General features: G+C 69.7%; 7 protein-coding genes. 4 read left to right on the top strand and 3 right to left on the bottom strand.

The window, feature by feature from the left end; all coding sequences use genetic code 11:
• Positions 1 to 80 precede the first annotated feature (80 nt).
• Positions 81 to 1148 carry a hypothetical protein gene (locus KUG41_RS08480; RefSeq protein WP_216903064.1) on the bottom strand — a complete coding sequence of 356 codons (1068 nt, stop codon included), beginning with the start codon at positions 1146 to 1148 and terminating at the stop codon, positions 81 to 83.
• A 128-nt stretch (positions 1149 to 1276) separates the two neighbouring features.
• Positions 1277 to 2953, bottom strand: a complete 1677-nt coding sequence (gene ribBA, locus KUG41_RS08475) for a bifunctional 3,4-dihydroxy-2-butanone-4-phosphate synthase/GTP cyclohydrolase II (protein ID WP_216903062.1) — start codon at positions 2951 to 2953, stop codon at positions 1277 to 1279.
• A gap of 120 nt (positions 2954 to 3073) precedes the next feature.
• Here ribBA and argC point away from each other — a divergent pair, with 120 nt between their 5' ends.
• Positions 3074 to 4138: an N-acetyl-gamma-glutamyl-phosphate reductase gene (gene argC, locus KUG41_RS08470; protein WP_216903060.1), complete on the top strand. Its 1065-nt coding sequence runs from the start codon at positions 3074 to 3076 to the stop codon at positions 4136 to 4138.
• On the opposite strand, the gene purN is transcribed toward argC, so the two are convergent.
• Positions 4129 to 4812: a phosphoribosylglycinamide formyltransferase gene (gene purN, locus KUG41_RS08465; protein ID WP_216903058.1), complete on the bottom strand. Its 684-nt coding sequence runs from the start codon at positions 4810 to 4812 to the stop codon at positions 4129 to 4131. The genes argC and purN overlap by 10 nt on opposite strands.
• A gap of 7 nt (positions 4813 to 4819) precedes the next feature.
• Between purN and KUG41_RS08460 the strand changes: the two genes are divergently transcribed.
• From KUG41_RS08460 to KUG41_RS08450, 3 genes are read left to right on the top strand one after another with little or no spacing between them, the layout of a single operon-like run.
• Positions 4820 to 5164 carry a DUF1257 domain-containing protein gene (locus tag KUG41_RS08460; protein WP_216903056.1) on the top strand — a complete coding sequence of 115 codons (345 nt, stop codon included), beginning with the start codon at positions 4820 to 4822 and terminating at the stop codon, positions 5162 to 5164.
• Positions 5157 to 6896 carry a PDZ domain-containing protein gene (locus KUG41_RS16105; RefSeq protein WP_216903054.1) on the top strand — a complete coding sequence of 580 codons (1740 nt, stop codon included), beginning with the start codon at positions 5157 to 5159 and terminating at the stop codon, positions 6894 to 6896. Before KUG41_RS08460 ends, KUG41_RS16105 begins: the two co-directional genes overlap by 8 nt.
• Positions 6893 to 7768 carry a peptidoglycan recognition family protein gene (locus KUG41_RS08450; protein ID WP_216903052.1) on the top strand — a complete coding sequence of 292 codons (876 nt, stop codon included), beginning with the start codon at positions 6893 to 6895 and terminating at the stop codon, positions 7766 to 7768. Before KUG41_RS16105 ends, KUG41_RS08450 begins: the two co-directional genes overlap by 4 nt.
• Positions 7769 to 7781 lie beyond the last annotated feature (13 nt).

Here is a 7781-nt window from a genome sequence, read left to right as displayed (position 1 = left end):
AGCAAGACTCCCGGCGGGAAAGCCACAAGGCTCACAGCAGAACCCACTCTGCTCTGGAGGGTCTTGGAGCGGCGGCTATTTCAGCAGCCTCCTAGGAGGATGGAGCTGTTCTGCATCGCCTCGGCGAGCAGATCGATCCCCAGCTGCCGGTTTCCCGGGTCCGCCGGGGCCTTGAGATGGAACTGGCCCAGGCTGCTGAGCTCAAGGACACCGCCGCCGCCGCTGTCCTCGAGCTGGCTGTCCAGCATGCCGATCAGGGACTGGAGGATCTGTCCCCGGGCCGTTCCGCCGGCCAGGAGGGCGAGTTCGATGGCGTCGGAGACATGGAGGCGGATGTCGTTGCTTTCGGGCCCGAACAGGAGACGGGCCTGCTTCAGCCCGGTGTGCTGGCTGTCCATGGCCAGCTCGGCGTCGTTGAGCACCGAGAGGCTCAGCAAGTGCAGTTGCCGGTCAGAGCTCACCAGCGCCTTCGGGGTGGCCACGTGGCGGAGATCGATCACCGCATCGGTGATGGTTCCCAGGGAGTTGTGGTAGCTGGTGCTGGCCACGCCCTCCACCGAACGGCTGACGACGCCTTCCAGGCTGCGCAGCACCACCCGGAACCCGGGGATCTCCGGCCCTGTCCCTGGCCCCTCTGGCTCAGGGCCCCCCTCGCCGACCACCGCTTTCTCGACGGTTCCGCCGACGGTCCAGGGCATCTCGGACGAGCCCGCGACCAGGGAGCTCACTGCCCCTGCCGGCGTGTCCTGGGGGGTGAGGGGGGGAGTGCCGGCCGTCACGGTAGCGCCTCCCGGCGGGTTCCAGCGTCCCGGGCCGCTCAACGGTGCCGGGAACTCGCCGGCCGCCACGCCGTCGGTCCCCCGCTCGGCGGACGGCACCGGGGGAGAGCCGATTCCCGAGGAGCCAGCCGTGGCCTCACCGCTGCCGCCGCCCGCCGGTCCGGCGCCTCCCAGCCCCATGTCGCCGGCATCGCTCCCGGAGGAGCCCCGGGCCCCCTCGGCCGGGCCCGCTGCCATGGCCCCATCCTGCATCAGGTAGAGCAGCGCCAGCCAGAGGGCTGATCCACTCAGCAGGCTCTCCAGCGAAAGGCGGCCGGAATCGTTCCGGAGACTCACGACCTTGCGGAAATGGCGGATGGCCTGCCCCATCGCGTTCCCTTTCACCGAGCTGCTCTTCCATCCCTAGGCGCTTTTCGGCTGCGCCCATGCGCAATGGTGCAATGACGCTGTGATCGTGGGTACCGACTTCACTGTTCGCAACCGACCGGATGGCCCGATCAGGTCCAGACGAGAAAGCCCCCGGGGGTGAGGTTGAGCAGCGGGCAGGTCAGGTTCTGAACGGTGCCGTCGCCGCCCGCTGGCACCAGGTCGGCCAGCTGCCGGCGCTCGGGTTCCAGGTCGATGCTGGGATGGCCCTTGCGGCGGGCATCGGGGGCCAGCAGCAGGCTCACCCCGCGGGTGTCCTCCCAGCGGGCCATCTCCATCAGTGGACCGGCCAGATCGGCGACCGTGAGCTGTCTGCTCTGATGGGCCGCCAGCAGCAGGGCCAGCCCGGGACCATCGAGCAGGGCCAGCAGGCGTGGATCCTCCTCGCGCTCGAGCAGCAGGCCCTTGCGACGGGCCCAGTCCCTCAGGGTCTCCAGCCTCGACGCCGCCTGCCGCGGATCGAGGGGGCCGTGCCACCCCAGCACCGCCGTGAGTCCATGGGACTCCGTATCCATCAGATGTCCCAGCTTGATGCGTTTGACCCTCAGGTAGGCGGCGTTGTGGATGCCGGGGTCCATCACCAGGGGAACCCGATCCACCACCTCGAGCCCGTAGCCGCCGAGACCGGCGATCTTGCGGGGGTTGTTGGTGATCAGCCGCAGGCGCTGCACGCCCAGATCACTGAGGATCTGGGCGCCGACGCCGTAGTTGCGAAGGTCGGCCGCGAAGCCGAGCCGCTCGTTCGCTTCCACCGTGTCGAGGCCGCCGTCCTGCAGGCTGTAGGCCTTGAGCTTGTTGACCAGCCCGATGCCCCTGCCCTCCTGGCGCAGGTAGACCACCACCCCTTCGCCGGCGGCCTCGATCATCTTCAGGGCCGCCTCCAGCTGGGGCCGGCAGTCGCAGCGGAGGGAGCCGAAGGCGTCCCCGGTGAGGCATTCGGAGTGCACTCGCACCAGCACCGGGCCGGCGGAGCGCTCCGGGAAGCCCTTGACGATGGCCACGTGCTCGCTGCCGTCGAGGTCGTTGCGATAACCGATCGCCCGGAACTGGCCGAAGCTGCTCGGCAGGCTCGCCTCCGCCTGACGCGCCACGAACCTCTCGGTGTCGAGCCGATAGTGGATCAGGTCGGCGATGCTGATCAGCCGGAGCCCATGGTGGCGGGCGTAGTCGGCCAACTGGGCCAGCCGGGCCATGGAGCCATCGGGGTTCTGGATCTCGCAGATCACGCCGGCCGGATAGAGACCCGCCAGCCGGGCCAGATCGACCGCCGCCTCGGTGTGGCCGGCCCGTTTGAGCACCCCGCCCTGGCGGGCCCGCAAGGGGAAGACATGGCCGGGACGGCGCAGATCGCCGGGGCGGCTGCCCGGATGGATCGCCACCTGGATCGTGCGGGCCCGGTCCTCCGCGGAGATGCCCGTGCTCACCCCCTGTTCCGGCCCCGCATCCACGCTGACGGTGAAGGCGGTCTGGTTGCTGTCGGTGTTGCGATCCACCATCAATGGTAGATCCAGGGCATCGAGCCGTTCACCCTCCATGGCCAGGCAGATCAGCCCCCGGGCATCGGTGGCCATGAAATTGATCTGCTGGGGCGTGGCGAACTGGGCCGCGCAGATCAGGTCGCCTTCGTTCTCCCGGTTCTCGTCATCAACCACCACGATCGATTCACCGTTGCGGATGGCTGCCAGGGCGTCGGCGATGGCATCGAAATGAATGCCCGTGGCGAGGGGTGGGCCGGACAGAACGGTCAAGGGGACGGACTGAGAAGGAACGGCCTGCGCGCGCAGGGGCGATGGTCGTGATCGATCGCTGAAACGATCAGACCTCATTTATAGGCTGCCGGTACGATCCACCGTTCCTCTGAGTTCCGCATGGCCGGCAAGCGCGTCGCGGTGATCGGTGCCAGCGGCTATGGGGGACTGCAGACCCTCCGGTTGCTGCAGGGCCATCCCCAACTGTCGGTGAGTTTTCTGGGCGGGGAGCGCAGCACCGGCAGACGCTGGAGCGAACTGGTGCCCTTCCTGCCCCTGGAGGACGACCTGGTGGTGCGCTCCCCGGATCCGGAAGCGATCGCCTCGGTGGCCGATCTGGCCGTGCTGAGCCTTCCCAACGGCCTGGCCACCAAGCTGGTGCCCGATCTGCTGCGCCTCGGCGTCAAGGTGGTGGACCTCTCCGCCGACTATCGCTACCGCTCCCTGGCCCAGTGGGAGGAGGTGTACGCCAGCGAGGCCCGCCAGCTCGGCCGACAGGATGCCGACCTGTGCGCCGAAGCGGTGTACGGCCTGGTGGAGTTCGAGGAGGCGCGCATCCGGGAGGCCCGCCTGGTGGCGGCACCGGGCTGTTTTCCGACCGCCAGCCTGCTGGCCCTGCTGCCGTTTCTCGAGCAGGGCCTGATCGAGACCAGCGGCATCGTCATCGACGCCAAGACCGGTGCTTCCGGTGGAGGCCGGGCCGCAAAGGAGCATCTGTTGCTGGCCGAAGCCTCCGAGGCCGTCGCCCCCTACGGCGTGGTGGGTCATCGCCACACCAGCGAGATCGAGCAGCTGGCGAGTCAGGCGGCGGGCCAGCCGATCCAGCTGCAGTTCACCCCCCACCTGATGCCCATGGTGCGCGGGCTGCTCGCCACGCTCTACGGGCGTCTGCGGGACCCTGGCCTCACCGCCGACGACTGCACCACCCTGCTGCAGGCTTCCTACCGCCACAGTCCGGCCGTGGAGGTGCTGCCGGTGGGGGTCTACCCCTCCACCAAGTGGGTACGCAACACCAATCGCTGCCTGCTCTCGGTCCAGGTCGATCCGCGCACCGGCCAACTGATCGTGATGAGCGCGGTCGACAACCTGATCAAGGGGCAGGCCGGGCAGGGGGTGCAGTGCCTCAACCTGCTCGCCGGCCTGGAGGCCGGCACCGGCCTGCCGTTGCTGCCGTTCTATCCCTGAGCTGCGCTGCGCGGGCCGGCGGCGCTGAGCCGCTGGGCCACCAGTTGCACCGCCAGCGGCAGGATCCGCCGCTCCTGGACCTGGATGCGCGCATGCAGCCGGTCGCGGTCGTCGCCGGCGAGCACCGGCACGGCCGCCTGCACCAGGATCGGTCCCCCATCCACCTCTGCAGTCACCAGATGGGCGGTGCATCCGGCCAGGGTGACCCCGGCCGCCAGGGCCTGTCCGACGCCGTCGGCGCCACGGAAGCTGGGTAGCAGGGAGGGGTGGATATTCACCAGCCGCTCCGGAAAGGCCTCGATCAGCAAGCGGGTGACGATCCGCATCCAGCCGGCCATCACTACCAGATCGATGCGGTGCTGCCGGAACAGGGCGATCAGGGCCTGGTCGAGGGCCTCCCGGCTCGGCTGGTGGCGGTGGTCGATCAGCTCGCAGGGAATGGCCAGGCGTTCCGCCCGCCGCCGGGCGCCGCAGTCCTGGCGATTCACCGCCAGCAGCACCACCCGACCGTGCAGTCGGCCGGCGCTGCAGGCAACCGCCAGGGACTCGAAGGTGCTGCCGCTGCCTGAGGCCATCACCGCCAGCCGCAACGGGGCCGCTCCAGCCGTGTCGGGCTGTGGCAATGGCCACTGGAGAGACTTCTCAGCATCGCTATGGTCTGCGGAATCGGGCATTGCGTCCATGTCCCATCTGTCCATCCTGCCCACCGTGCTGCGAGACACCGAATGCCTGGCGGCCACCCTGGCGTCGCTCGACCTTCGCTGGCGCCGCGGCGGGGTGCTCGTCGGCTTCGGCGGTGAGCACCAGGAGGTGGCGCTTCAGGTGGAGCTGAAGGATGGACAACCCCTGGGATGGGCCCGCCAGCACGATGGCTCGCTCGCCCTGGTGGGCGATCTCCAGCGGATCAGTCGCAGCACCGCTCTGCAGGTGCTGCTGGGCCGGATCACCCGGGCCTACGCCGCCAGGCTGGCTCTGCAGGAGGCCAGCCTGGTGCTCCCCACGGCGTCGATCGAGCTCAGTGTCTGACGACCAGCCCGTTCCCGACACGACCGCCGGGCCGACGCTCCATCTCGATCTCCGCGAACCCCACCGGCATCTGGTCGGGGTCAGCCTCCGTTTCACTCCCCGCACCCTGCAGCCGGAACTGCGGTTGCCCGCCTGGACACCGGGCTCCTACCTGATCCGTGATTACGTCCGCTGTCTGGAGGGGCTGGAGGTCCGTCAGGGGGAAGCGGCCATCCCGGCCCGACGCCTCGGGGCCGCCTGCTGGGGTCTCTCCCTGGCGTGCCTGGATCCGGTGGTGGTCCGTTACCGCATCCAGGCCACGGAGCTGAGTGTTCGCACCTGCCATCTCACCGCCGACCATGGGTTCCTGGCCCTGGCCGGGGTGGCGCTGCAGGTGTCCGGTGAACGCTGGCATCCCCACCGGCTCACGCTGGAGCTCCCCGGGGGCTGGCAGGCCTTCGTTCCTCTCCCAGGCGCTGGCGACGGCAGCTGGGAGGCGACTGATTTCGACCGGCTGATCGACAGCCCGATCGAGGTCGGCCCCCATCCCTGCCATCCCTTCCGTGTGGCCGGCGTGCCCCACCGCTGGGTCTCCTGGGGGGGCGATCTGCCGGCACAGGATCCCGCCTGGCTGGCCGATGTGGAACGGGTGGCCCTGGCCTGCTGCGATCTGATGGGGGTGGCGGCGCCGGCCAGCGAGGACTATCTCTTCGTGCTGCATCTGCTCGACGCCGGGTATGGGGGGCTGGAGCATGACCACAGCAGCGTGCTCCAGTTCGGTCGCCGGGCCCTGGCGGCGCCGGAGGGACGCCGCAAGCTGCTTCAGCTGGTGGCCCATGAGTATCTGCACCAGTGGAACGTGCGCCGGCTGCGGCCGGCCGAACTCACCCCGATCGACTACGACCGGGTGGCGATCGTGCCAGGCCTCTGGTTTGCCGAGGGCGTCACCTCCTATCTCGATCAGCTGCTGCCTCTGGCGGCGGGAGTGGGAACGGAGAAGGATCTGCTGGAGGACCTGGGGGCCGATCTGAGCCGCTACCTGCTCACCCCCGGACGCCATGTCCAGGGCTTGCGACAGAGCGCCGAGGAGGCCTGGGTGAAGCTCTACCGGCAGGATGCCTCTTCCCCTGACAGCCAGATCAGCTACTACCTGAAGGGGGCCGTCGTGGCCCTGATGCTCGACCTGCACCTGCGGCGCCACGGGTCGTGCCTGGCCCTGGTGCTGCGCTGTCTCTGGCGCAGCCATGGGGCCTGGGGCCGGGGCTATCACCAGGAGGACCTGATCACCGCCTTCGCCGACCAGGTCCCCGATCTGGCCGGCCTTCTGCCCCACTGGCTGGAGAGCACCGACGACCCCGACCTCGCCGGTTATCTGGCCGACGTGGGACTGAAGCTGGTGCCCGAGCCGGCCAGCGAAGGGTTCCTGGGCTGGCAGCTGGAGGAGGGCAGCGCCGGGCCGATGCTGCTGCGCAGGGTGCACCGCAGCGGCCCGGCCGAACGGGCCAGGCTCCAGGCCGGCGATGAGCTGCTGGCCTTCGATGGCCAGCGGCTCCGACGTCCGGACGACCTGGCCGCGTTCGTCGCGCCCTCACGACAGGGGGAGTTGCTCTACTGCCGCGACGGCAGGGTGCGAACCACCCGGCTGACGCCCGACCCGCCGGCCGTGGCCCGCTGGCGCCTGGTGATCGACCCTCTCCTCGACGACGAGAGGGCGAGGGAGAAGCGGCAGCGCTGGCTGTCCCTCCAGCCGTGACGTCCCCCCTGCGCCCCCTGATTCTCGCGGTGGTCGGCGTGGGGGTTGTCAGTCTGGGGGGTCTCACCTGGTTGTCCCGCGACCTGTTCGGGACTCCCGGCAACGCCGGCGGCCGCGCCTCCCTGCTGGAACTGCTGGAGGAGGTTCGTCAGCCCCCACAGGCGCCCGCCGACGAGCTGCCGCCGCCCCCTGCGGCCCTGCCACCACCCCATGCCGCCTGGAAGGCTCCCCTGGGGGATGACTGTCGAGCCGATCCTGTCCTGGCGACCCGGCTGAGCGCCCGGGCGGAGCGGCTCCGCTACGACACCCGGCGACTCCGCATCGACCCGAGCAACTACGGCGAACGCTTCCGCCGGGATGCCTTCGGTCGGCCGGTGGATCCCACTCCCCAGGTGGTGGTGCTGCACGAGACCGTCTACGGCATCGATTCGGCGGTCAACACCTTCATGACCCCCCACCCCCGGGACGAGGATCAGGTCAGCTACCACACCCTGATCGGCCTGGACGGCCAGGTGGTGGAAGCCCTGGACCCTTCCAAACGGGCTTTCGGCTCGGGGAATTCCGCCTTCGATGGCCGCTGGGTCGTGACCAATCCGGAGGTGGGAGGGTCGATCAATAATTTCGCCCTGCACCTCAGCCTGGAAACGCCCATCGACGGGGAAGATGACGCCCCTGCCCACAGCGGTTACACCTCGGCCCAGTACGACGCCATGGCGATCGTGCTGGCGCGCTGGATGCGCCGCTACGGCATCCCCGCCGGCCACATCACCACCCACCGCCACGTGGACCTGGGCGGGGAGCGGATGGACCCCCGCAGCTTCGACTGGGCCGAACTGGAGGTCCGCCTCGCCGCCCTCGGGGTTCTCTGCTGAGAGACGGCGGGGA

It is taken from the genome of Synechococcus sp. CCY 9618 (assembly GCF_019038415.1).
Classification (GTDB): Bacteria; Cyanobacteriota; Cyanobacteriia; order PCC-6307; family Cyanobiaceae; genus Cyanobium.
Note: the sequence above shows the minus strand (reverse complement) of the source record. Positions and strands in the feature narration are given on the sequence as shown.

Bases quoted from the DNA above. Each gene is read 5' to 3' on its own strand.
- KUG41_RS08480 (WP_216903064.1), bottom strand. From the start codon at position 1,148: ATGGGGCAGGCCATCCGCCATTTCCGCAAGGTCGTGAGTCTCCGGAAC.
- argC (WP_216903060.1), top strand. From the start codon at position 3,074: ATGGCCGGCAAGCGCGTCGCGGTGATCGGTGCCAGCGGCTATGGGGGA.
- purN (WP_216903058.1), bottom strand. From the start codon at position 4,812: ATGCCCGATTCCGCAGACCATAGCGATGCTGAGAAGTCTCTCCAGTGG.
- KUG41_RS08460 (WP_216903056.1), top strand. From the start codon at position 4,820: ATGTCCCATCTGTCCATCCTGCCCACCGTGCTGCGAGACACCGAATGC.